Genomic DNA, 750 nt, shown 5'->3' on the forward strand with positions numbered 1-750 from the left:
GGCAAGTAAATGAAAGATTTCCGCTAGTAAAAAAGGCATTCTGGACAGTATTCACTCTGAATTGGAAAGTAAGCTGCAAAATCTAAACGACCTCCAAGTTCATAACTGAATTTAGAGATTAAATACCTTCATAGAGTCCATTTGATACCATTTTTCTTATTCAATCCTCAACTGTTGTCCTCATCGCAGGCGTATTTTTCTCCTTCAATGGATTGTTATTTATTTGGTGCCAATTTTAAGTTGTCTGCAGAATATTCCACTATCACTCCCTCTTCCATTCCTGCATATGGTGTATGTGTAGGCTAATGAGGAGAGGAATGTGAATATGTATTATCCATATGATCGTCAAATATTCATTGGAACGCCAGGCGGAGGATTTGGACCAGGTGGCGGATTTGGTCCGGGAGGTTTTGGACCGGGAGGCGGAATGCCGCCAGGGCAGCCGCCGGGATTTGGTGGAGGAGGACAGGGTCAAGCTCCAACAGGTCCGCCGCCAGGTCAAATTCCCCAGCAGGGACCATCCCTTTTTGCAGTTGACCCAGGAGCTATCAGCGGCTGTTTATTCCGTTATACTTACGTCTGGCTTAACAACGGCAATAGTTTTTGGTTCTATCCAACCTTTGTCGGCAGAACGTCAGTTGCTGGATACAGATGGAGACCGCGCCAATTCAGATGGGATTACTTCGGCATCGACACACAAAGAATAGCTTCATTTTCTTGCCGTTAACTAGAAAAGCGGAATCCCCCGTT

Annotated in this window: 1 protein-coding gene; it reads left to right on the forward strand. The window is 45.3% G+C overall.

Translation table 11 applies throughout. The features are described from left to right. Nucleotides 1-325 precede the first annotated feature (325 nt). Nucleotides 326-727 carry a collagen-like protein gene (locus ABEQ24_RS22750; protein ID WP_430008883.1) on the forward strand — a complete coding sequence of 134 codons (402 nt, stop codon included), beginning with the start codon at nucleotides 326-328 and terminating at the stop codon, nucleotides 725-727. Nucleotides 728-750: the final 23 nt, after the last annotated feature.

The organism is Metabacillus idriensis (assembly GCF_050483325.1).
GTDB classification, from domain to species: domain Bacteria; phylum Bacillota; class Bacilli; order Bacillales; family Bacillaceae; genus Bacillus_P; species Bacillus_P idriensis_A.

Coding starts and splice junctions, on each gene's coding strand:
- ABEQ24_RS22750 (WP_430008883.1), top strand. CDS start 326: ATGTATTATCCATATGATCGTCAAATATTCATTGGAACGCCAGGCGGA.